This is a genomic window from Companilactobacillus sp. HBUAS56275, assembly GCF_036913655.1.
Classification (GTDB): Bacteria; Bacillota; Bacilli; order Lactobacillales; family Lactobacillaceae; genus Companilactobacillus; species Companilactobacillus pullicola.
Genome location: NZ_JAYKKK010000009.1, coordinates 20,012 through 42,487, shown reverse-complemented (window position 1 = coordinate 42,487; position 22,476 = coordinate 20,012). Strand labels below are relative to the sequence as shown.

The window sequence follows — 22,476 nt, the reverse complement described above, 5'->3', positions numbered from 1 at the left end:
GATGTGTATTTCGGCATAAAATCCCTCCATGGCTGAGAATATGAATTTATAGTATTTAAAATGTCAACCATAGTGGGACTATAGCAGAACGTGGTGGACACGACTTGGAGCCAATTGAAAACCACAATTGTCTTCAAGCTCGGTCTTTGACTAAATGATAAATCGTTAAGTCAAATCTCACCACTGAGGGTCCACAGAGATTTTGCTTCCGACTGAATAACATTTAACTCCCAAATTAAAAATAGCGTCTATTCTAATTTTCAATTCCTAAAATAATCTAGGTATTGAGCAATCAGAATAAGCGCTATTATTTTTTACTTTGAATACTGGTTTGAAGCTGTTTTGAAGAATATTTATAGTTTCAAGTTAACTGGCCATTCACATATGTATCCACAATCATAAAAAAAGTTCCCATCAACATTTTTTATAGTATTATTTATATTTGTAATCATATTAATTAGGTTAACATTTAGAACAAAAATAACAGCACCTATTCAGAATTCTAAACAAATGCTGTTACCATTTTTTAAAATCTTTTGAAATAAAGATAAAACATGTTATCTAGTCGGTAGTAGAAAATCTGTGGGCCCTCAGTGGCGAAATTCTACTTAGCTTGCGAAGCAAGGTTAGTAGAAGACCGGACTTGGAGATCCATGATTTTTCGCGAAGTGAAAAATTATTAGCTTCAAGCCGCGTCCGCCACGTTCCAGCGGCCCACAGATTTTCTACTGCCGACGGCATTCAAACACCAACCAAACAATATAAATTTGGCATCTATCTCTACATATCTATAATTATTTTTTATTATATTCAGGATCATCTAAATCCCGTTCAATATCGACCCCGTATAACTTATTAACAGCGGAATCTTTAGGGGCTGGATGAACAACCACTATTGCGATGGCGCCTTTACTGCTTACATAACCGACAAAAGTAGTTACTTCTTCAACATAATAAGGCAATCCATCCGTATGAATAATGTATTGTCCAGCCACGGGCATACTTTCAATGTAAACTTTATTCATTCGGATATAGTCGTCACCTTCGTGGAGCACGATCAACACTTTATACAATTTAAATACACCCTTTTCTTATTTCACTTCTTGCTTTAGCATAATGATATTGGTGTTCAATAGTCAACAAACTTAATCAATTATTTTTAGAGGATGAAAAAATGCAAAATAAGCGCCAAATTTACGGTGACCGAATCGTTGTTAAAATCGGTACTAGTACACTGATTCGTCAAAACAGTAAAATCAATTTAACCGTTATTAAAGAATTAGCCAAAGTTCTTAGCACTTTGAAGAAAGACGGCAAAGATGTCGTTCTTGTTTCATCAGGAGCTATCGGTGTCGGTATGGGGGTACTGGGTATCGATAAGCGTCCTATCAAGATTTCTAAGCAACAAGCCGTCGCTGCTGTGGGACAAGCTGAACTAATGCAAATTTACAATGAAGCTTTCCACGATTACGGGATGTCAGTAGCCCAAATGCTGATCACACGTGATATAATCGATTATCCCGAAAGTCATACTAACGTAATGAATAGTTTCCAAGAATTGATCTCCATGGATAACGCCATCCCTATCGTTAACGAAAATGATACCGTGACCGTTTCCGAATTGGACCACCACACTAAGTTTGGTGACAACGATCAATTATCCGCCATCGTAACTAATTTAGTCGACGCTGATTTGCTAATTATGTTATCTGACATTGACGGATTCTATTCAGCCAATCCCCTCAAAGTTCCTGAAGCCCATTTAATCGACAGCATCAACAAAATCAATCCCGATATCATTGCAGCTGCTGGTGGACACGGAACTAAGTATGGAACTGGCGGTATGACAACCAAACTCAAGGCTGCTGAACTGATTTTGAAACATAATCAACAAATGGTTCTTACAAACGGTAAAGATCCTAATATCATTTTCAATATTCTTTCCGGTGACGCAGTTGGAACCCTCTTCTCCAAAAATATTTAACCACAGGAGGAATTTATGAATAACGAATATCCAATTGCCAAAGCTATTATCACTTTAATTACCAGCTACAAGAATCTCGTTACAAAAAAGATTAGACCAATGGGACTCTACCCTGGTCAAGATATGATTTTATTGGAATTATTGAAGAATAATAATATTTCACAAAATAAATTAGTAACCACCTTATGCGTCGATCATTCAACCATCGCTAAATCAGTTAACCGCATGGCAAAAGCTGATTTGGTCAAGACTTCTAAGTCTGAAAAAGACAAACGAGTTACCTTGGTCAGTTTAACTGCTAACGGTACGGAAATGGCACAAAAGATTCAGGCCATTTTGTTAGATGCCGAGAAAAATGCCACTCAAGGGCTAAGTTCTGAAGAACAACGTCTCTTCTTAGAAATGATCGATAAAGTTTGTCATAATATCATTAATGATTAATTTATGTTGACAGCCACATATATTGCGGTACAATATGAATTACGTTGATACAACAACGCTAAACAAAAATTTAAAATTACTTAGACAAGAAAGTGGCGGACAATAGTCCGCTATTTTTTTGCTCTTAACTAAGGTGTCTATTATTGTAATTTAGTTTTTTCACGTTCATGATAGTAAACTCAACAATTTACCTCAAATCAAACAAACAGGATACTCTTTAGTCTGGAACAAAAATTGGGAATGCCTTCAGCCGCGAAATCATTGTTAATGGCTTTGCCATTTACAATGAGGCCGACTTTGGAAATCCATTATTTTGCACGAAGTGTAAAATAATTAGTTTCAAAGCGCGCCCACAGCGTTCCAAGGCATTCCCAATTTTTGTGGAAGACGGCAATTTAAACGTATTCTTGCTATAACCACTTTTTCCAATAACTGATATACTTAAAACATTAGAAAGCGTTTGTAGGAGTGAATATTTATGACTAATCTCGAAGAAATGGGTCAAAAGGCCCAAGAAGCTGCCTTTGAATTAGGACAACTAGGTTCCAAGGAAAAGAATTCAGCCCTTTTAACTATGGCTGACAGTTTGGTATTAAATACTAAGGAAATCGTTGCTGCTAACAAAGAAGACTACGACAAAGCTAAGGAAAATGGTACTAAGAAAGCTATGTTGGATCGTCTTTTGTTAACACCTGATCGTATCAACGATATGGCCAATGGCTTACGACAAGTCGTTGAACTACCTGATCCGATTGGTAAAGTTGATCGTGGATGGCAAACAACTAGTGGCTTGGATATCACTCAAGAACGTGTTCCTTTAGGCGTTATTGGTATGATTTATGAAGCTCGCCCTAATGTTACTGTTGATGCGGCCGGCTTGTGTTTCAAAGCTGGAAATGCCGTTATTTTACGTGGTGGAAAAGAAGCCATCAACTCTAATATTGCTCTATCCGAGACTTTACGCCATGCCCTTCAAAAGGTTGGTATCAATCAAAATGCTGTCCAATTGATCGACGATGTCAGTCATGAAACAGCCCAAAAGATGATGGAGCTCAACCAATACATTGATGTTTTGATTCCTCGTGGTAGTGGCAAATTCATCAAAATGGTCGTTGATAAAGCTAAGGTTCCTATCATTGAAACTGGTGCCGGCAATTGCCATATTTACGTTGATAAGGATGCCGATCTGGACAAAGCCTTGAAGATAATCATCAACGCTAAAGTTCAACGCCCTTCCGTCTGCAATGCCGCTGAAAAAGTAATTTTACATCGTGACATCGCTAACCAATTTTTACCTGATCTCTATGACGCTTTACGTGCAAATAGTGTTGAAGTCCGTGGTGATACTTTATCGAAAGCCATTGTTCCGGATATCGTTCCCGCAACCGAAGAGGACTGGGGCACGGAATATGATGACTATATCATCGCTGTTAAGATTGTTGACTCGATCGATGACGCTATCAAGCACATCAATAAATACAACACTAAACACAGTGAATCTATCATCACTGAGAACTACAGCAGCAGTCGCAAATTCATGAAACAAATCGATGCCGCCGTAGTTTATACCAACGCTTCAACCCGCTTCACTGATGGCCAGCAATTTGGATTTGGTGCCGAGATCGGTATCAGTACTCAAAAGCTTCACGCCAGAGGTCCCATGGGTGCCAACGAATTAACTACAACAAAGTATTTGGTGCAAGGCGATGGACAAATCAGACAATAGGATCCAACCAATTGAACAAATCACGCAAGCTCATTGGCAGTTACTTCTAGATGCCGATCCATCCAAAAAAATTATCAATAGCTATCTTGCAAGATCCTTTAAATTTGAATTAGTCTGTGGAAAAGATTTATTAGGTGTTATTTTACTGTTAGCTACTCACCCACGAACAGTGGAAATTGTGAATATTGCTGTGGATGAAAAGTATCGTAATCACGGATTAGGTGAAGACTTGATCAACTTTGCCTGCGATTGGGCTAAAAAGCACGATTACAAAACAATTGAAATTGGTACTGGTAGCACTAGTTTTGCACAACTCTACCTATACCAAAAATGCGGCTTTCGAGTTGTTAACATAGATTCCAATTTCTTTGTTGATAACTATTCAAAGCCAATTATCGAAAATAAATTAGTTTTAAAAGATATGATTAGACTAAAAAAGAAACTTCCCTAGGGAAGTTTCTTTTTTAGTTCTTTTTAGATAGAGCAACTGAATGCTTAATAAATTTATAGATATGCAAGTCTTTGGCAATCAATAGTACATCCCCCACCATCACAGCTACAACAATGATAGATAAGAAGATAATTTGTCCAAATGATGATGCATCTAATTGAAAGCCTTGAAATCTCAAATCAGTCAATACTTCATAGACAATATAACCGATAATCAAAAATTCAATAAATTCAAAGAGTCCTTGAAACCGGGCTCCGAAACGCTGATCTAGTTTTCTATCCAATGTACTTAGTTTTTCATCAGAAAAGAAAGATAATTCTATTATCGTGTTCCTCATGTTTAAAATTATTTCCAAAAGTAATAGTAAGAGCCAAAACAAGAAAATCGACATGAATCCTATAAAATAGTCACTAGATAACATTATTTTTCCTTTCATATATCTAACTCAATTTTAAATACTTCTGTCGAATTTCTCAAGTTACTTTAACTTTTGTAACCGTAAACATGTCGATTTTTTAATAGCCAAGCGAGTAATTAACTACATTCTCAACTACTTCACCGTTTTCCACATATGACTTAAGATTACGTTTAAAAATATCAAAGGCACGTTCTTCATAGTGAACGCTCATCCCAGCGTCATGTGGTGTGATAATAACGTTCTTCATATCCCAAAGTGGGCTGCTGCTTGGCAATGGTTCTGGAGTTGTTACATCCAAAGCAGCACCAGCAATTCTTCCGTCTTTCAATACTTCAACCAAGTCATCCATGTTAGTTGTCTTACCACGACCGATATTGATGTAGTAAGCTTTCTTAGACATGGCACCGAATAAATCGTTATTGAAAATCCCAAGTGTAGCCTCTGTATCAGGCAAAGCATTGATCACAAAATCAGCCTCACCAATTTTGTCAGCGATATCTGGCATAGCAACCATTTCATCGATATATTCATTTGGTTTTTCTCTGTGACGAACACCAACCGTCTTCATACCTAAAGCCTTGGCATATTTAGCAATCAAGGTTCCGATATGACCAACACCTACGATCATAACTGTCTTATTGTAGACTTCGTTATAGCCACTATCATGTTTCCATTCTTTAGCATCTTGATGTCTGGCGGTCAAATTCATTCTGCGGACAAACATTAACATATAAGCCAAAGTTTGTTCCGCAATATTAATTGCATTAGCACCCGAGCCATTAGTTAAAATAACACCTTTATTATCTAATTCAGGCAATGGCAGTGCATCAACACCTGCACGTACAACTTGGATCCAGTTCAATGTGTCGCTTTTAATTACAGCGTCTTTTAAAGTATTGGACCAGTCATAAAGTACTTCGACACCATCTAGATCCTCTGGTGTGACCTGTTTAGGAGAGACAACTTGTAAATCAATGTTAGAAATTGATTCAATCTTCTCTCGTTGTTTTTTGGTTAAATTAACTAAACTTAGAACTTTCATCTTTCTACCTCATTTTTAAATTTTGGTTATGTCATAACTATATAGCAAAAACTGCTCAATTTTTAATTGTTTGGCAAAAAATATTCGGAATGTATGATACAATATTACACGTTGCTCATTATTTGATTTATTTTACTATTTATGTTAGTGATAATTGCCCCTTATTGGTGGGACAATTTTTTTATGTTAATTTGCACTCACAAAAGACAAATTATGACGAATTACATATGATTGACCCATTTTTGAGTGAATTTTAATATTCGTGTTTTACTAACTATAACGTAAATCTAATGGGAAAATTTAAATTACATTTAGGGGTAGTATTTATTATGCACTATACGTTGTTAGTACGTTGCGTCGCTGAATTTATCGGAACAGCCATCATGGTTGCCCTTGGTAATGGTTCTGTTGCCAACGTTGAATTAAAAGGAACAAAAGGTTTCCACGGTGGGTGGATCTTGATTGGATTTGGTTATGGTATCGGTGTTATGATTCCAGCCATGATGTTTGGTCCCATTTCCGGTGGTCAAATTAATCCAGCTATGACTTTAGCTTTAGCCTTCAATGGAGAATTCCCATGGGCTGAAGTTGGTCCATATATCATTTCTCAATTCTTAGGTGCCATCTTCGGTCAATTGATGATCGTCGCCGCCTACAAGCCTTATTACAATAAAACAGAAAATGTTGAAAGTATCTTAGGTACCTTCTCAACTATTGATGCTGAAAACAGTCGTATCAACGGATTTATTAACGAATTTATTGGAACATTTATTTTAGTTTTCGGTGCCGTTGCTTTGACATCAGATCATATCGATCCACGTGCCGACTTTATCGGATTAGGATTCTTAGTTATGTGTTTAGTTGTTTCATTCGGTGGCCCAACAGGTCCAGCCTTGAATCCAGCTCGTGACTTAGGTCCACGTCTATTGCACGCATTATTACCTTTAAATCCAAAAGGTTCTTCACAATGGAAATACAGTTGGGTACCAGTACTTGCACCAATCTTAGGTGCCATCTGTGCCGTTAAATTATATGGTGCATTCTTCTAAAGAGAAAGAGTAATACACTATAAAACATAGATATTTCAAAAAGGACGCTCATGCCAATACAGGTATGAACGTCTTTTTAGTTTGAATTTTTTTTCGAAATGAAATGTATTGGATTAAACAATGCTTATTCAAAAAAGAACTCTAACTTCACATTGAAGTTAGAGTTCTTTTACTATTTATAAGACAAACCACGTTTAAATCTCTTCCAGAAACTAGAATCATCTGTTTGTAACATCAAGCCTTGATAAATCTTTCCAATATACATAGCCAGTAAAATAATGCTTGCTAACAAAATCAATAATGAAATTGTTATTTCCATGGCACTAGCATTGTTATTGATCAAACGTAGTGGCATGAAATATGACGAGAAGAATGGAACGTAGGACAAAATTTTTACAACAATTGAATCCACGTTATTTTGGAATGGGAACGTAACAAAGAATGCTACTAAATTCAACATAATGACCGGTTGAGCAGCTTTTGACGCATCCTCTACTTTGGCTACTAAAGCTCCACAAAAGGCCGCTAAGATAGTATAAATGACCACTCCCAACAATAGATAGATCAAGTTGACACTCAATAAATTATGCAAAACTGAATCGATCAGTGATTGATACTGAGTGACAATCGATTTCGTTAAGGATGAGTTTTCGGCGAAGATGTAGGCGCCCCAACCTCCGACTAGATAGACCAAAATTTGTGTCAAGATGACTAACAATACGCCAAAAATCTTGCCTAAGAAATATTTTAGAGCTGTGGTACTGGAGAAAATAATCTCCATAACTTTTGTTCCCTTTTCGGAAGCGATCTCTTGAGCTGTGATACTTGTGTAAGTAATCAGAATCATGTAGACCATAATAACTGTGATCCAGAAAGAAATGATTTTACCTAAATTGGCAGTTCCCGCCTTTTCCTGAATCTTTTCCGTCAATTTTGGTTGTTGCTGCAAAGCTTGCAATTGCTGACTGGAAAGTTTTGCCTGAGCCATATTCAATTGCTGTTGAGTTTGAGATAAGAAGGAATTCACTCTTGTTTTCATCGATGAACTCATTGAAGTTGTTCCGACATATCTAGCCGTTACTTGTTTATTATCTGTATTAAAAACAACGTAACCTGCCAGATCATCGTCCTTCATCTTCTTAGCGGCAGCTTTTTCATCAGTAACTTTCGTATCAATATCGTCAGAATTTGACTTTAAAAAGTTTTTTCTCAGTGTTGATTGGGAACTGATAACCGCTATATTCGAGCTATTGGCTCCACTAGAAGCTCCTAGATATCCGGCCCCAATTGTAATACCTAACATCAAGAAAGGTCCTAAGATCAACATGACAAAACTCCACGATTTAACTTGTCTGAGGAAAGTTTCAAAAGTTACGATCCATAATTTATTCATCTTTCTCACCGGCCTTTCTTCTAAAGATTTCATTTAGAGTTGGTGCTTGCTGACTGAATTCTTCAATATATTGACCGTGAGTTAATTCATCAAAAATAGCTTGTCCTGAAGATTCTTCATCTAAATAAAGAACAAAACGGCGACTTTCTAATGGCTTAGCGGCTACTACATGTGGCAACATGGCTAGTTCGTCGATTGTTTTATCAGTTGTAACGTAAATTCTTGTTTTACCAAAGGAATCACGCACTTCTTGGACTGTTCCGTACAGAACCACTTTACCGTTGCGTAACATGACCAATTTATCGCACAACTCTTCCACATTTTCCATATCGTGACTGGAAAAAATTATGGCAGCTCCACGTTTTTTAGCATCCCAAATGGCTTGTTTCAATAAATCAGAATTGACTGGATCAAGGCCACTGAATGGTTCATCCAAAATAATCAATTTAGGATCATGAATTAAAGTACAAATCAGTTGGACTTTTTGTTGGTTACCTTTAGATAGGTCTTTAATCTTATCTTTCTTAGTCCCCTTAACCGCAAACTTTTTCAACCAATCGTCAATTTTGGGTTTAATTTCTTTGGCTGGCTTATTTTTCAAGCGTGCTAAATAAACGATTTGTTGTTCAACGGTCAACTTGGGCATTAAACTACGTTCTTCCGGTAAATAACCAATTTCATCGAAGACGCTCTCTGTAATGGGTTTCCCGTTCCATGCGATATTACCTTGGTAATTCAGGAAGTTCAAAATACTGTGAAAAGTAGTCGACTTCCCGGCTCCATTTTGACCAATCAATCCCAGAATTTCACCATCGGCAACATCAAATGTCACTTGCTTTAAAGCTTGTAACTCACCGAACTGCTTACTAATATGATCTATCTTTAGCATTGGCTTTCCCCCTTATATAATTACCTTAAATTATACAGGGTTTTCTACACGCTATGTTTATTTAAGGCTTTTTTATGAATATGTTTATGTTACAGTATGCTTAATATGAGTCTTGGGGGATTTTATATGACTGATAAACAAAAAGGTTTCTTTTATGCAATCATGGGGCCAGTTCTATGGGGATTCTCTGGCAGTATTGCACAATACCTCTTCACCGAAGAAAGTATCCCCACTCAATGGATCGTCGGTATTCGACTAATTTTTGCCGGCTTAATGCTAGTTATTTGGTGTTACTTTGTCGATTCTAAAGAATTATTTGCCATCTTAAAAAAGCCACGTTACGTCGTACAACTATTGGCCTTTGGCTTATTAGGAATGTTGCCAGCTCAGTACACTTATTTTATGGCCATCAAATATGGTAATGCACCAACCGCTACTGTTTTACAATTTTTAGGACCACTATTTATTATTCTCTATTTGTCGTTACGTCAATTACAGTGGCCACGACGAATCGACATTGTATCTATTGTTTTAGCTCTGTTTGGGACGTTTCTATTAGTAACTCACGGCCACATTGGACAATTGATGTTATCACCTGCCGCAATTTTTTGGGGTGTCTGCGCTGGTTTGAGCCAAGCTTCCTACACCCTTTTGCCTAGAGAATTGCTAAAACGCTTCGACGCTCGTATCGTAACCGGTTGGTCGATGTTATTAGGTGGCATCGTCTTTGCACCTTTTGCCGATCTAACCAATGTGCCTGCTTTGACTGGTACCGCTTGGATTTCAATTATCTTTATTATTACCGGTGGAACAATGTTTTCATACTTATTCTATTTACAAAGTTTAAACTATTTAACACCTTCCACAACGGGAATGTTGAGTGCCTTTGAACCTTTAACGGCTACTATTTTGGCAGTGACTTTATTGAATACAAAGGTAAGTGGCGCTGAACTGATTGGAGCATTATTAATTTTAGGAATCACTTTCTTACAGGCTTTACCACCAGACCTGTTTAGTTTGAAATTCCGCTATAAAAATCGAGATTGAGTCACACAAAAAAACACGCTATCAACCTAAATTGATAGCGTGTTTTTTTACTTATTAATTAACCCATTAGCTCGATTTTGACTATAAACTAAATCATTTATCGTCTTTTCATTACTCTTCAAAACTTGTTCAATGTCACCGCCACGGTAAATCTTCTCCATGGCATTTTCTTCCAATTTACGAATTGTCTGCATTCCTTCTAAAAGAATCCCAGAGTTACCGTAATTTGGAACTGTGTTATTTAATTGTTGCCCCGGAATCTTGCCTTCTGGATGTTTAGCATAGAACTTCTGCAAAATTGATGTTTTTTGTGAGTCCTTATTTAAAGCCATATATCCAGTTGATTTCTGCCATTCAGCTTGAACTTCTGGTCTAACTGTATATTTGATGAATTCATAAGCTCCCTTTTGGATTGCCTCTGACTTATCGTTAGAGATCCACAGAGCTGCTCCACCAATTGAAACACCGTTAGCCTTTTTGCCATCTGGATGTGGGAAGTAAGTAATTCCTAATTTGTTTTTATTCTTCTTATTCAATTGACTCATACTTGCTGAGGATTGAATATACATCCCCACTTTACTAGTTAAGAAACCAGAAGTCTGGTTAGTACTTGCCATTGAACCGGATCCATAATCCATAAAGTCGCCATTCTTAATATTCTCACGAATCCAATTAAAAAATTCAATTGACTCTGGATTATTGATGCTGACCTTAGTTGGTATTCCCGTATGTCCATCATTTTCATTAGCGAACATACCACCTGAATTAGAAATTGCTTCTTCCAATAACCAGCCATAAATTTGAACCGTCATCCCTTTAACTTTATGATTTGATTTTTCATAAAGCTCCTTAGCAATCTTAGTTATCTCACTATAAGATGGTGAAACTGACGGTGGAGTGATGCCGTACTTTTCTAGTAACGTAGCATTATAGTAAAGCACCGGCTGTGAAGTATTAAAAGGCATGGCTTGTTGCTTGCCACCTTGTGCGTGAAAAGCTCTAGCAACAGGTGATATCTTACTTAAATCGTAATGATCTTGATCAACAAATTTTTGAATCGGCGTGGTGTAACCACTGTGTAAAACTTGAGCTGTAGAAACATTGGAAGATTGAAAAACTGCTGGAGAAGTATTCGTTCCATGAGTTTGAAAGATCTTCTGAATTGCCGTGTCATATGAACCTTGATATTTAGGTATTACTTGATATTTACTTTGTGATTTATTGAAATTATTAACTAATTTCAATAAAGTCTTTTCAGCAGGACCACCCATTTCATGCCAGAAAACGATTTGCGTCCGATCTGTTTGTGGCTTCGATTGTGCCAAAACATTTTTACCAAAGAATCCTATCAGGATAACACCTAAAACAGCAGCCACAGACACGATTAGTTTTTTATACTTAGACATTGAACTACCCCATTCTTATAAAACTAAGTATTTAATGATATCCGTTGGCTCGATTAGTAGTTGTTAAATTATCATCAATTTTCTTGTCAGCATCTTTTAAGGCATGAGTAATATCGCCACCGTTATAGATACTTTCCATTGCAAATTGTTCAATTTGACGAGTCTTTTGCATTCCTTCCATCAAAATACCGGAATTGAAATGGTTAGGAACGGCTTCTTGTAATTGTTGACTTGGAACTTTGGCTTCAGGATGTTGCTTGTAAAGGCCTTTAAGAATTGATGTTTCTTGTGAATCTTTGTTTAGGGCCAAATATCCTGTATCTTTTTGCCATTGGGCTTGGACTTCTGGTTTTAGAGTGTACTTGATAAATTCAAAGGCACCATTTTGAACTGCCTTAGGTTTATCGTTTGAAATCCATAAAGCAGCACCACCGATAGCAACACCATTAGCTTCTTTGCCATCTGGATGTGGGAAGTATGTGATTCCTAACTTATTCTTATTCTTTTTGTTCAATTGACTCATACTTGCTGACGATTGAATGTAGATACCGATCTTACCATTCAAGAAACCGGTAGTTTGATTAGTACCAGCCATTGCTCCTGAACCATAGTTCATGAAGTCGCCGGCCTTTTGATTTTCACGAATCCATTCGAAGAATTCTTTTGAGGCACCATTGTTGATTGTTGCTTTAGTTGGAATACCTGTATGACCATCGTTGTTATTAGTTAATCCAACACCAGCATTAGCCATAGCTTGTTCTAGTAACCAACCATAAATTTGAACTGTCATACCTTTAACTTGGTGATGTGATCTTTCATAAAGCTGTTTTGCCACACGTGTGATATCACTGTGCGAAGGCGATACTGGTGGTGGCGTAATTCCGTACTTCTCTAACAAACTAGCATTGTAATAAAGTACCGGTTGTGAAGTGTTGAAAGGCATTGCTTGTTGCTTACCGTCATTAGAATAGAAAGAACGAGCAACTGGGGAAATCTTGCTTACATCAAAACCATCTTTATCAATGAAGTTTTGAACTGGTACCGTAAAGTTACTGTGCATCATCTGTGCAGCTGAAATATCAAAAGCTTGGAAAACAGCTGGAGATGTTCCAGTACCGTGAGTTTGAAGAATTTTTTGAATAGCTGCATCGTATGAACCTTGATATTTAGGAACAACACGATACTTAGTTTGTGACTTGTTAAAACCATCAACAATCTTCATTAATGATTTTTCAGCGGGACCACCCATCTCGTGCCAAAAGACAACTTCTGTCCGGTTATCTTTTACAGCTGCCGATTTAGTCGATAATATTTTTCCAAACATTGCCACCAAAACGACTGCTAAAACTATGATCAAAGGCAGAACTAGTTTTCTATATTTCGACATTATTTGACAGCTCCTTCATTCAATCCTGACTTGAAGTAGTGTTGTCCGATAAATAACACAAGGATTGTCGGAATAACAATGATAGCAGCACTGGCTTGAATCATACCCCAGTTGTTAAATGTCTCTTCTGACTGCAATTGTTTTAAACCATTTTGAATAACACGTGAATCATTACTGAACGTAACCAAGATTGGCCATAGGTATGCATTCCAAGCACCTAAGAAACTGTAAGCACCCAAAGTGATCAAACTGATACGGTTATATGGCAACACAACATTCCAGAAAATTTGGAAGTGATTCAATCCTTCAATATCTGCAGCTTCCTTTAATTCCTTAGGAGTTTGTAGGAAAGCTTGACGTAACATGAAAGTACCAAAAGCTGAAGTTAAAGATGGAACGATCATTGCTGAATAGTGATCCAATAATCCTAGAGCTTTTACTGTTTGGAAATTAGGGATGATTGCTGCTTCGGATGGCAACATCATTGTGATCATGAATAGTGCAAAGAAAAATTTCTTATATTTGAAATCTAAGAAAACAAAGGCATAAGCACTCATTGAACAGAAAAGTAAATGAGCAAACATTGTAATTGTAGCTACAACGATCGTGTTACCTAGATAACGTAAAATTGGTGTATTCGTAAAAGCATCAAAGTAGTTAGTAAGTGAAATATTAGTACTGAAATAATTACCTTTTAAAATATCAGCTGTTGGTAAGAAACTTGTCCAAATACCAATAAAGAATGGTATCAAGATAACTACGGCCAATAGAATTAAAAGAAAATAACTAAAAATATTTTTTAAAACAGCGCGTTCATCAATATTAGCCATTAGTAATTTACCTTCTTTTCTAAGAATTTGAATTGCAAGTAAGTAAAGAAGGCAATAATAATAGTTAAAATGATTGCTTCTGCACTTGATTTAGCATAGTTACCACCAAAGAAAGCATCGTTATAAATACGGTAAACTAGCATGTTAGTGGCATTAGTTGGACCACCTTTAGTAATTAGATCAATCAATCCAAAACTCTTAAATGAACCAATAATTGTGATTGTTGAAATAAAGAATAGTGTTGGAGAAATCATTGGTAAAGTAATGTGGAAAAATTGATAGTGCTTAGAAACACCCTCAACATCGGCTGCCTCATAAAGTGTTGTTGGAACTGATTCAATAGCACCAAGGAAAACTAAGAAAACAAATCCTAAATGCATCCAAACCGTTGTAATGATAATTGCCCACATCGCATTAGTGGGATTAGCCAACCAATTGATTGTTGGTAGATGCAATAACTTAGTTAGTAATGTGAAAAATCCTGCGGAAGGATTGAAAATGAATAGCCAGAAAATAGCGGCAACAGAAACAGAGACACCCATGGTTACTGAGTAAAGTGTTCTAAAAATCGCAATACCAGGTAATTTTTGACTGGCTAAATTGGCCAGCAACAATCCCATAGCAATCGTGAAGAATGTTACTCCGACCACGTAGACTAATGTTACCCACATACTTGAAACAAAATCAGGTGAAGAGATTAATTTTACATAGTTTTCTAACCCAACAAATAAAGTTGTGTTACCAAAAGTATTGGTTAGAAACAAACTGATATAGAGGGTTCTAAACATTGGATAAAATACAAAGAGACCTAAAAGAAATAGTGATGGGCCAGCGAAAATTGAAGCATAGTATTTATCATTGGCAGTTAATCTAAACTTGCTCTTTGGTTTTGCTTCAACTTTCTTTTCTGGCATGACATCAGTCACTGAAGTTTTAAGCATTGACCAATTCCTCCCCACTAACAGTTACATTGATTCCATCCTGATTGAATAACAAAACATTGTTAGTTGAAGTGATCTTAACATTTTCAAACATATCAAAATGAGCATCACTAGGAACAATTGCTGCTACTTCACTACCATTGCTGAAAGTTGCGTAAACAATCTTTTCATCCCCTAAGAATTCAATGTTCTTCACTGTCGCATTGGCAGACAATTCATCAGCCTTTTCAACAATTAATTCATTTGGTCTAATACCGACTTTTAGTTCTTTTTCAGTAACTGTTTGGCCAAGGTTCACTTGGAAGTCATCATTGACACGAATAGCTTTGTCAGAAATCTTTGTTGCATAAAGAATATTGATTGGTGGAACTCCGAAGAAACTTGCAACAAATTCATTAGCTGGTGTCTTATAGATTTCAGCCGGCGTACCAATTTGTTGAATCTTTGAATCATGTAAAACCATAATGTGATCAGCCATAGTCATAGCTTCAACTTGATCATGAGTTACATAAATCAAAGTAATTCCTAATTTTCTTTGTAGAGCATAAATCTCTTGGCGCATCTTAATCCTCAATTGAGCATCCAAGTTTGATAATGGTTCATCCATCAAACAGATTTTTGCATCGCTAGCTACGGCACGAGCTAAAGCCACACGTTGTCTTTGACCACCAGATAGTTCACGTGGCTTTCTGTCTTTTAAGTCTTCTAGATTAACCATCTTCAATGCATTGTTAACACGTTCTTCAACCTCAGCTTGGTCACGCTTCTTAGCCTTCAGACCGAAAGCAACGTTATCCCAAACACTTAAAAATGGGAACAAAGCGTAACTTTGGAAAACCATTGTTAAGTTACGGTCCTTAGGTGGCAAGTTATTAACTACTTGACCATCAATACTGATTTCACCATCGCTAATTTCAGTTAGACCAGCAATCATGCGTAGTAATGTACTTTTACCACAACCAGATGGTCCAACAATAACAAAGAATTCGCCTGTTTCAATTTCAGCAGTAACATTCTTTAAAACTGTCTTCCCCTGATCGTATTGCTTACAAACATTTGTTAATAATGTAGACATATTTAACCCTCCATATAGTCAATAGATACAGTATGTTGGATTTATGTATATATATAATCTATTTAATGTAAATTATGTGTAAAAAAAGAGGACTGTTTTCAGCCCTCTTTTCAACCAATTATTTTACAATTTGTCATATTCTTCATCAGTAACCTTTTCAAGCCATTCTGAAGTTCCTTTAGTAATAGCAACATGACTGAACCAACTATCCTTAGTTGCTCCATGCCAGTGTTTGACGCCTTCTTTAATAACAACGACGTCACCTTGTTTTAACAATTGAGCAGGTTTGCCCCATTCTTGGTACCAGCCTTCGCCACCGGTAACAAGTAAGATTTGGAAACCATCATGATGAATGTGCCAATCATTTCGACAACCTGGTTCAAACGTTACATTACCAACGCCAAAATCAATATTGTCTTCTGGTTTTACCAAGCCATTTAAATAACTTTGTCCGATAAAGTATTTAGCATATGCGTCATTCTTATCCCCAACAGGGAAGACGCCATTTGTCTTTAACTCTTCATTTTTTGCCATAATTAATCTTCCTTCCAAATTTCTTTAGCACGGTTGAAAGCACTCCAAGCCTTTGGCCAACCAGCATAAAATGCTAAATGAGTAATTTCTGCGACGATTTCATCTTTTGTAATGCCATTTTTCTTACCGATTTTTAAATGTGCGTCTAATTGTTCAATATTTCCAGCTGAAATAATACTTGCGATAGTAATTAATGAACGATCATGAGCAGAAAGTTCATTCTCTTTACTCCAAACTTCTCCAAACAATACATCGTCATTCAATGCTGCAAATTGTGGAGCAAAATCTCCCAACATGTCACGTCCAGCAGTTTGTTTCTTTGCCATAATCAATTCCTCCTCATATCAAGTTGATAATTACATTAAACAACTTGAAGTTAACTTTAAGTCAAGGAAAAACCCAAAATTAATTAAATTTTCTATCTTCCATTGTTTATCTCTTTTAACTTCGAAATTAAAAATAGCATCTATTCAGAATTTCCATATCCCCCTAAAAACGGAAGATACCGATGTTCTTGAATAGATGCTATATTTTTAAAAAGTTATTTAAACTACCTAGTTCCAACCAACTAATAGAAATACTATTCAGTCTGGAGCAAGAATTGGGAATGCGTTCAGCCGTGAAGTCATTGTTAATGGCTTTGCCATTTACAATGAGACCGACTTTGAAGATCCATTATTTTGCACGGAGTGTAAAATAATTAGCTCCAAATCGCGTCCACAGCGTTCCAATGCATTCCCAATTCTTGTGGAAGACGGCTCTTAACCACTATCTATCTTCTAAATAACCATGATTCAAATTTTTCAAATACTCAGAAAAGCTTTCACTATCTTCAATGTGTCCGCCTTCCTTACCTTTGTACCAATCCAACTTGTCATTGAGGATTGTCCAACCATCTTGTAATCTTTGATACTCAACCTCAAAATTACGACGGACTTCCTCCAATAACTCAATACGTTGATTGATGGTTGAGTCACCTTGGGCACGTAATCTAACGTAACGTTTCAATTGTTCAATCGACATCCCAGTACTCTTGAGATGTAACAAAAAATTGACCCAACGAATATCCTGATCAGTATAGTAACGAATACCACTATCGGTTCGATGAGGATTGATCAGTCCCTCTTTTTCATAATAGCGCAAAGTGGGACTGTTTAAGCCCACCATCTCGGCGAAGTCGCTAATCCGATACTTTTTGCTTTCCTCTACTTCATTTACTGGCATTATTTCACCTTCTACTTAAAGTTGACTTCAAGCATAACATCTTCTATAAGTCAACTCCACCGTCGACTCTTAAAATTTGCCCCGTGATAAAATCATTTTCCATCAAATAAATATAGGCGGAAGCTACTTCCTCAACTGTGGCAACTCTTCTCAAAGGAACAGTTTCCACAAAATTGTGTTTTTGCTTAGACAATTGTTTTGAACTCAAATCACGCCATAGTCCAGTTGGAGTCCAAGTTGGTGAAACAGCATTAACTCGATAATCAGGTGCCATTTCTACAGCTAGACCATCAACCATTGTGTTAATAGCTTGATTTCCAATGATGGCTCCTGAAGCATCGTATGGATGACCGCCAGAACCTGAAGTTAAAATAATTGAGCCGTTTTTATTTAAATGTTTGCTAGCAATCTGAGCCAGTTGCAAATTGGCGAAAAATTTATCATCGATTGCTTTTTTTATTGTGGCAACGGAACTATCTAGAAATCCGCCACTCATAGCCCCTCCAAGCATTGAAACTACATGGTCGAAGGAACCATATTTATCGAAGAAACGTTTCATTTGTCTTTCATCTTGAGCATCTAATGAACTACCTTGAATGTTTTCTTCATAACGTAATTGATTTACACGCTCCTGATCACGGCCGATAACATATACGTCAGCATCCCTATGTTGAGCCATGATGGCTACTTCTTTACCAAAACCTGAAGTTCCCCCAATAATCAGAACTTTATCATTTTCTAAAGACATAAATTTACCTTCAATCATTCATTAGATTTTAATGCACCAATCATATCGATGTGTTTTAACTTTCGATGTGTAACTAGCATAACAATTGCTGTAAAAATTATCATCAATAATGTGGCAACAACGTAACCGAACCAATGGATCGTTAATGGGAAGATAACCTGCTCCGTTGCAGCCTGGTTCAAGATGTAAGCCGTTAACAAGTTTCCCACACCATATCCAATAATAATACCTAATATTGTTAAAATTATATTCTCTCGAACTACGTACATCGTCACTTCGTTATTGTAAAATCCTAAGACTTTAATGGTCGATAACTCCCTAATTCGTTCTGACACATTAATATTGGTCAAATTATAGAGTACGACAAATGACAATATTCCTGATAACAGAATCAAGATCAAAATGATGGGACGCAACAGACTCGACATTTTCGAAACAGTGTCAAAGACATCATATGTATAACTAGTTCCCATAACTTCTTTAGAATCTAGTAATTGGTTGGCTAATGCCTTTCTTTGAGCACTAGTCTGTTTCTTCAATCCCAACAACAAAGTATTAGGTTTCAAAGTACCAACCTTGTCTCGGTATGTTTCTGGACTTAAATACAAGAAGTGTCCCACATAATTTTCTGTAATAGCGCCAACTTTAAGACTCAACTTCTTACCATTAGTCATTGTCACATTAACGTTATCACCCTTTTGTACATCAAGAAGCTTAGCTGTCTTTTGAGTCAAAACAACCTTGTCTTTACTTAAATTAGCAGTTAAATGGACATACTTCTTAAAATCCTTAACCGATTGGGGCGTATAAACATTAACGTCATTAACTTGTTTCTTACCCACTTTCAACTTAGCGGTTGTTGAATTTATTCTCGTATCATTCTGGTAAGTTTTATCTTTGTTTAAAATCCTATCAACTTTAGAATAGTCAGCATTGTTATTCATCTTGACGACTGCTTGATAACTAAAAATATTTTGATACTGTAGGTTACCGCTCGCTGTAATGGAATTCTGAATTCCAAAGCCGGTCAAAATTAAAGCTGTCCCACCAGCAATACCAATGATTGTCATAAACATTCTTGATTTGAAACGGAATAGATTTCGATAACTAACTTTGCTATTAAAACTCAAATGATTCCAAATTGGTTTGATTCTTTCCAACAAAATCTTTTTAGCCGACTTAGGTGATTTAGGCAACATCAACGATGCCGGACCTTCGTCTAATTCTTTTCTGACAACAATCACAGCTGCACCAACTGTTGCCAATAACGAGAAGATCAAAGCAATGAGAATTGTCTGCCAAGTTGAACCTATGACCCAATCTAAGGCAATGTACTGTTTATACATCGACAGAACAATTCGAGGCAAGGTCTCCGTTCCAATCACGGCTCCTAAAATTGCACCAATCAGACCAGCTGATAAAGCATAGTAAATATAGTTTCTGGCGATATCCCACTTGCTATATCCTAAAGCTTTGAAAGTCCCAATTTCTCCACGTGCTTCTTCGACCATTCTTGTAATAGTTGTAAAAGTGATTAAAGCGGCAATCAAAAAGAAGAAAACTGGGAAAACATTAGCAATGGCAGCGATTCGATCTGAACTTTCACCATAAGCTGAAAAGCCAGTTAAATCTTGTCTAGTTTTCCACGTATAAGTTGTCTTGGACTGTTTCATAATTTTGTCTTTAGCCGCATCCAATTTTGCTTGTTGTGGAGCAGCTGCTGTTGGATTAACAGCCTTCAATTGATCAAGTGCGGTCTGTTGTTGCTGCAAGTCACTTAAATAACTACCAGCAACTTCTTGAGTCCGCTGTTTAGGACGTGATTTAAATTCACTCTTTAACAATTTAACTTTCTTATTCACTGCATCTTTATAACTGCTACTGAACGTATTTCTATTTTTTAAAGAATTGAAATGAATATCTAATAAGGTTGCTGTAGAAAGATTCATCTGATTTTTAGGAATATACGCGAACAAGCCAACTTGTCCATCCGCAATATTAGTAACACCACGAGATTGATTATCAATGTATTGTGGCGAATCAGCGAACCCAACTATTTTGTAGGAACGACGTTTTAAATCTGCACTCTTAGAAAATTTAAACGTATCGCCAATTTTATAATCATATTTATTACGAGCATTCTTATCCAGAACGATTTCTCGATCATTTTTAGGCAAACGGCCGTTACGAATAATCAGTTGGTTCTGCTTAGCATTCTTATCGTAACCATACAAGGCAATCGCAACTTTAGATTTGCCACCCATGACATATTTAAATTTCGTCGTTTCAGCCTTAGCTCCCGCCACTTTTTCAGCCAGCTGGATATCCTTTTTTCCAAAGCCTGTGGTCGATAGAACTTGTACATCAGACAAATTCTTATCAGCAATCGTCTTATTCAAGGAATTATTCAAACTAGGTCCTGTTGCTTTGACACCGACAAAGATCAGCACTCCTAGCATGATAATCAAAATAATCGCAATAAAACGCCCTTTAGACTTGTTGATACTGCGCATCATATTTTTCGTTAAAGGTTTCATGATCTACCACTCAATATCTTTCACGGGAGTCGGTGTCTCATTATCCTCAATTGATTGAACTTTAGCATCATGAATCCGTATCACGCGGTCAGCCATCTTGGCTAATTCTGAATTGTGGGTAATGACTATCACTGTTTTATTGTTCTTGTGACTAGCATCTTGTAAAAGTGTCAAAACTTGCTTACCAGTCTCATAATCCAAAGCTCCAGTTGGTTCATCACATAAGAGTAACTTAGGATTTTTGGCTAAAGCACGAGCAATGGCAACACGTTGCTGTTCCCCACCTGACAATTGTGAAGGAAAGTTATCTATTCGGTTACCCAGACCAACAGCTTTCAAGATATCAGTCGCATCCAAGGCGTCTTTAACAATTGCTGAAGCTAATTCGACATTTTCTTTGGTCGTTAAATTAGGAATCAAATTGTAAAACTGAAAAATAAAACCAACGTCATTTCGACGATAAGTGGTTAACTGACGTTCAGAAAATTCAGCAATGTCAGTTCCATCGATAATAACTTGTCCATCGGTTGGTGTATCCATTCCACCCAAAATATTTAGCACGGTTGATTTGCCGGCACCACTAGGTCCCAGAATGACTGTCAATTTTCCTTTATCGACGTCAAACGATAATTTATCGTTAGCGACGATTGTTGTTTCTCCCATTTGGTACTTTTTCGATTCATTCCTCACTTCGATATATGCCATTACGCTCTCACCTTTCTTGATATATCTATTATAGTAGAAAGCGAATACATCTTTAAGGTAAAAAGCTACAAATTATTTCATAAAAAAAGATTAACCGTAATATGCCACCCTCCGCAACAAGTGGGAATGCTGTTGGAATACTATGGGCACGATTTGGTTCTTACTAAAACTTGGTTGTAGTGTTGATACTAACTGATGTAGTTGAAATATGCCGTCGTCCGCAAAAAATCTGTGGGCCACTGGAACGTGGTGGACACGGCTTGAAGCTAATAATTTTTCACTCTGTGAAAAATCATGGATCTCCAAGTCCGGTCTTCTACTAACCTTGCTACGCAAGCTAAGTAGAATGGCACCACTGAGGGCCCACAGATTTTTTACTACCGACTAAACACTCGTTTCTAATATTATCGAAAAAAATGCAGCAATTAGATATCACCTAACCTTACATGGTCAAAATAGAAACTTTTACATCCTAAACTAAAAACAGACCCATTAAGTATTTCAAGACACGAAAATGTGCTTGAATCTCTTAATAGAGTCTGTTTTTTAGTATTTAGATTTTTCAATAATTAATAAACAAAGTCGGATTTAGTCCGGAGCAGCAAGAAAATTGACTCAGCCATGAGATTCCCTTAGCAATTTATTGCTT

At 36.8% G+C, this 22,476-nt stretch carries 22 protein-coding genes; 6 read left to right on the top strand and 16 right to left on the bottom strand.

What is annotated here, in order from left to right; genetic code table 11:
• Window positions 1-794 precede the first annotated feature (794 nt).
• Window positions 795-1,073: a LysR family transcriptional regulator gene (locus U8526_RS12935; protein WP_334342359.1), complete on the bottom strand. Its 279-nt coding sequence runs from the start codon at window positions 1,071-1,073 to the stop codon at window positions 795-797.
• Window positions 1,074-1,174: 101 nt separating this feature from the next.
• On the opposite strand from U8526_RS12935, the gene proB reads away from it, so the two are divergent.
• From proB to U8526_RS12915, 4 genes are all read left to right on the top strand, one after another.
• Entirely contained in the window at window positions 1,175-1,984 is an 810-nt protein-coding gene (proB, locus tag U8526_RS12930) for a glutamate 5-kinase (protein WP_334342358.1), read from the top strand.
• 15 nt (window positions 1,985-1,999) lie between these two features.
• Window positions 2,000-2,425 carry a MarR family winged helix-turn-helix transcriptional regulator gene (locus tag U8526_RS12925; protein WP_334342357.1) on the top strand — a complete coding sequence of 142 codons (426 nt, stop codon included), beginning with the start codon at window positions 2,000-2,002 and terminating at the stop codon, window positions 2,423-2,425.
• Between the two features lie 478 nt (window positions 2,426-2,903).
• The gene (locus U8526_RS12920) at window positions 2,904-4,151 is read left to right on the top strand and encodes a glutamate-5-semialdehyde dehydrogenase (RefSeq protein WP_334342356.1); all 1,248 of its coding nucleotides are present in this window, start codon (window positions 2,904-2,906) and stop codon (window positions 4,149-4,151) included.
• Window positions 4,132-4,602 (top strand): GNAT family N-acetyltransferase, encoded by a 471-nt coding sequence (locus U8526_RS12915; protein ID WP_334342355.1) that lies wholly within the window; start codon window positions 4,132-4,134, stop codon window positions 4,600-4,602. The genes U8526_RS12920 and U8526_RS12915 overlap by 20 nt, the downstream gene beginning before the upstream one ends.
• Before the next feature lie 13 nt (window positions 4,603-4,615).
• Here U8526_RS12915 and U8526_RS12910 read toward each other — a convergent pair whose 3' ends face one another.
• Together U8526_RS12910 and U8526_RS12905 are read right to left on the bottom strand one after the other, a co-directional pair.
• Window positions 4,616-5,038, bottom strand: coding sequence for a hypothetical protein (locus U8526_RS12910; protein ID WP_334342354.1), 423 nt, complete (start codon window positions 5,036-5,038; stop codon window positions 4,616-4,618).
• A gap of 79 nt (window positions 5,039-5,117) precedes the next feature.
• Window positions 5,118-6,062: a D-2-hydroxyacid dehydrogenase gene (locus U8526_RS12905; protein WP_334342353.1), complete on the bottom strand. Its 945-nt coding sequence runs from the start codon at window positions 6,060-6,062 to the stop codon at window positions 5,118-5,120.
• 329 nt (window positions 6,063-6,391) lie between these two features.
• Here U8526_RS12905 and U8526_RS12900 point away from each other — a divergent pair, with 329 nt between their 5' ends.
• Complete coding sequence (locus tag U8526_RS12900; protein WP_334342352.1) at window positions 6,392-7,111, top strand: MIP/aquaporin family protein; 720 nt, start codon at window positions 6,392-6,394, stop codon at window positions 7,109-7,111.
• Between the two features lie 172 nt (window positions 7,112-7,283).
• Here the strand turns inward: U8526_RS12900 and U8526_RS12895 are convergent, their stop codons facing one another.
• Both U8526_RS12895 and U8526_RS12890 read right to left on the bottom strand, forming a co-directional pair.
• Window positions 7,284-8,504, bottom strand: coding sequence for an ABC transporter permease (locus U8526_RS12895; RefSeq protein WP_334342351.1), 1,221 nt, complete (start codon window positions 8,502-8,504; stop codon window positions 7,284-7,286).
• Entirely contained in the window at window positions 8,497-9,393 is an 897-nt protein-coding gene (locus tag U8526_RS12890) for an ABC transporter ATP-binding protein (protein ID WP_334342350.1), read from the bottom strand. Before U8526_RS12890 ends, U8526_RS12895 begins: the two co-directional genes overlap by 8 nt.
• Window positions 9,394-9,519: 126 nt before the next feature.
• On the opposite strand from U8526_RS12890, the gene U8526_RS12885 reads away from it, so the two are divergent.
• A complete protein-coding gene (locus U8526_RS12885) occupies window positions 9,520-10,440 on the top strand; it encodes a DMT family transporter (protein ID WP_334342349.1) in 921 nt (306 codons plus the stop codon).
• A 47-nt stretch (window positions 10,441-10,487) separates the two neighbouring features.
• Here the strand turns inward: U8526_RS12885 and U8526_RS12880 are convergent, their stop codons facing one another.
• The 11 genes from U8526_RS12880 to U8526_RS12830 all read right to left on the bottom strand — a co-directional run bounded on the left by U8526_RS12880 (window position 10,488) and on the right by U8526_RS12830 (window position 21,827).
• Window positions 10,488-11,846 (bottom strand): ABC transporter substrate-binding protein, encoded by a 1,359-nt coding sequence (locus U8526_RS12880; RefSeq protein ID WP_334342348.1) that lies wholly within the window; start codon window positions 11,844-11,846, stop codon window positions 10,488-10,490.
• A gap of 31 nt (window positions 11,847-11,877) precedes the next feature.
• Complete coding sequence (locus U8526_RS12875; protein WP_334342347.1) at window positions 11,878-13,233, bottom strand: ABC transporter substrate-binding protein; 1,356 nt, start codon at window positions 13,231-13,233, stop codon at window positions 11,878-11,880.
• Window positions 13,233-14,063: a carbohydrate ABC transporter permease gene (locus U8526_RS12870; protein ID WP_334342346.1), complete on the bottom strand. Its 831-nt coding sequence runs from the start codon at window positions 14,061-14,063 to the stop codon at window positions 13,233-13,235. The genes U8526_RS12875 and U8526_RS12870 overlap by 1 nt, the downstream gene beginning before the upstream one ends.
• Window positions 14,063-15,004, bottom strand: a complete 942-nt coding sequence (locus U8526_RS12865; RefSeq protein WP_442886257.1) for a carbohydrate ABC transporter permease — start codon at window positions 15,002-15,004, stop codon at window positions 14,063-14,065. The genes U8526_RS12870 and U8526_RS12865 overlap by 1 nt, the downstream gene beginning before the upstream one ends.
• On the bottom strand, window positions 14,997-16,079 hold the full coding sequence (locus U8526_RS12860; protein WP_334342345.1) for an ABC transporter ATP-binding protein: 1,083 nt from the start codon (window positions 16,077-16,079) through the stop codon (window positions 14,997-14,999). The genes U8526_RS12865 and U8526_RS12860 overlap by 8 nt, the downstream gene beginning before the upstream one ends.
• Before the next feature lie 123 nt (window positions 16,080-16,202).
• Window positions 16,203-16,613 (bottom strand): cupin domain-containing protein, encoded by a 411-nt coding sequence (locus U8526_RS12855; protein WP_334342344.1) that lies wholly within the window; start codon window positions 16,611-16,613, stop codon window positions 16,203-16,205.
• A gap of 2 nt (window positions 16,614-16,615) precedes the next feature.
• Window positions 16,616-16,939 (bottom strand): carboxymuconolactone decarboxylase family protein, encoded by a 324-nt coding sequence (locus U8526_RS12850; RefSeq protein ID WP_025084757.1) that lies wholly within the window; start codon window positions 16,937-16,939, stop codon window positions 16,616-16,618.
• Window positions 16,940-17,381: 442 nt separating this feature from the next.
• Entirely contained in the window at window positions 17,382-17,837 is a 456-nt protein-coding gene (locus tag U8526_RS12845; protein ID WP_334342343.1) for a MerR family transcriptional regulator, read from the bottom strand.
• Window positions 17,838-17,880: 43 nt separating this feature from the next.
• Window positions 17,881-18,585 carry an SDR family oxidoreductase gene (locus tag U8526_RS12840; protein ID WP_334342342.1) on the bottom strand — a complete coding sequence of 235 codons (705 nt, stop codon included), beginning with the start codon at window positions 18,583-18,585 and terminating at the stop codon, window positions 17,881-17,883.
• Between the two features lie 14 nt (window positions 18,586-18,599).
• On the bottom strand, window positions 18,600-21,122 hold the full coding sequence (locus tag U8526_RS12835; protein ID WP_334342341.1) for an ABC transporter permease: 2,523 nt from the start codon (window positions 21,120-21,122) through the stop codon (window positions 18,600-18,602).
• A gap of 3 nt (window positions 21,123-21,125) precedes the next feature.
• Window positions 21,126-21,827 (bottom strand): ABC transporter ATP-binding protein, encoded by a 702-nt coding sequence (locus U8526_RS12830; RefSeq protein WP_334342340.1) that lies wholly within the window; start codon window positions 21,825-21,827, stop codon window positions 21,126-21,128.
• Between the last annotated feature and the right edge of the window lie 649 nt (window positions 21,828-22,476).

Excerpts from the sequence above, each read along its gene's own strand:
- U8526_RS12920 (WP_334342356.1), top strand. The coding sequence starts at position 2,904 with ATGACTAATCTCGAAGAAATGGGTCAAAAGGCCCAAGAAGCTGCCTTT.
- U8526_RS12840 (WP_334342342.1), bottom strand. The coding sequence starts at position 18,585 with ATGTCTTTAGAAAATGATAAAGTTCTGATTATTGGGGGAACTTCAGGT.
- U8526_RS12900 (WP_334342352.1), top strand. The coding sequence starts at position 6,392 with ATGCACTATACGTTGTTAGTACGTTGCGTCGCTGAATTTATCGGAACA.
- U8526_RS12850 (WP_025084757.1), bottom strand. The coding sequence starts at position 16,939 with ATGGCAAAGAAACAAACTGCTGGACGTGACATGTTGGGAGATTTTGCT.
- U8526_RS12875 (WP_334342347.1), bottom strand. The coding sequence starts at position 13,233 with ATGTCGAAATATAGAAAACTAGTTCTGCCTTTGATCATAGTTTTAGCA.
- U8526_RS12895 (WP_334342351.1), bottom strand. The coding sequence starts at position 8,504 with ATGAATAAATTATGGATCGTAACTTTTGAAACTTTCCTCAGACAAGTT.
- U8526_RS12905 (WP_334342353.1), bottom strand. The coding sequence starts at position 6,062 with ATGAAAGTTCTAAGTTTAGTTAATTTAACCAAAAAACAACGAGAGAAG.
- U8526_RS12925 (WP_334342357.1), top strand. The coding sequence starts at position 2,000 with ATGAATAACGAATATCCAATTGCCAAAGCTATTATCACTTTAATTACC.
- U8526_RS12830 (WP_334342340.1), bottom strand. The coding sequence starts at position 21,827 with ATGGCATATATCGAAGTGAGGAATGAATCGAAAAAGTACCAAATGGGA.
- U8526_RS12865 (WP_442886257.1), bottom strand. The coding sequence starts at position 15,004 with ATGCTTAAAACTTCAGTGACTGATGTCATGCCAGAAAAGAAAGTTGAA.
- U8526_RS12880 (WP_334342348.1), bottom strand. The coding sequence starts at position 11,846 with ATGTCTAAGTATAAAAAACTAATCGTGTCTGTGGCTGCTGTTTTAGGT.
- proB (WP_334342358.1), top strand. The coding sequence starts at position 1,175 with ATGCAAAATAAGCGCCAAATTTACGGTGACCGAATCGTTGTTAAAATC.
- U8526_RS12910 (WP_334342354.1), bottom strand. The coding sequence starts at position 5,038 with ATGAAAGGAAAAATAATGTTATCTAGTGACTATTTTATAGGATTCATG.
- U8526_RS12845 (WP_334342343.1), bottom strand. The coding sequence starts at position 17,837 with ATGCCAGTAAATGAAGTAGAGGAAAGCAAAAAGTATCGGATTAGCGAC.
- U8526_RS12885 (WP_334342349.1), top strand. The coding sequence starts at position 9,520 with ATGACTGATAAACAAAAAGGTTTCTTTTATGCAATCATGGGGCCAGTT.
- U8526_RS12890 (WP_334342350.1), bottom strand. The coding sequence starts at position 9,393 with ATGCTAAAGATAGATCATATTAGTAAGCAGTTCGGTGAGTTACAAGCT.
- U8526_RS12915 (WP_334342355.1), top strand. The coding sequence starts at position 4,132 with ATGGACAAATCAGACAATAGGATCCAACCAATTGAACAAATCACGCAA.
- U8526_RS12855 (WP_334342344.1), bottom strand. The coding sequence starts at position 16,613 with ATGGCAAAAAATGAAGAGTTAAAGACAAATGGCGTCTTCCCTGTTGGG.
- U8526_RS12860 (WP_334342345.1), bottom strand. The coding sequence starts at position 16,079 with ATGTCTACATTATTAACAAATGTTTGTAAGCAATACGATCAGGGGAAG.
- U8526_RS12835 (WP_334342341.1), bottom strand. The coding sequence starts at position 21,122 with ATGAAACCTTTAACGAAAAATATGATGCGCAGTATCAACAAGTCTAAA.
- U8526_RS12870 (WP_334342346.1), bottom strand. The coding sequence starts at position 14,063 with ATGGCTAATATTGATGAACGCGCTGTTTTAAAAAATATTTTTAGTTAT.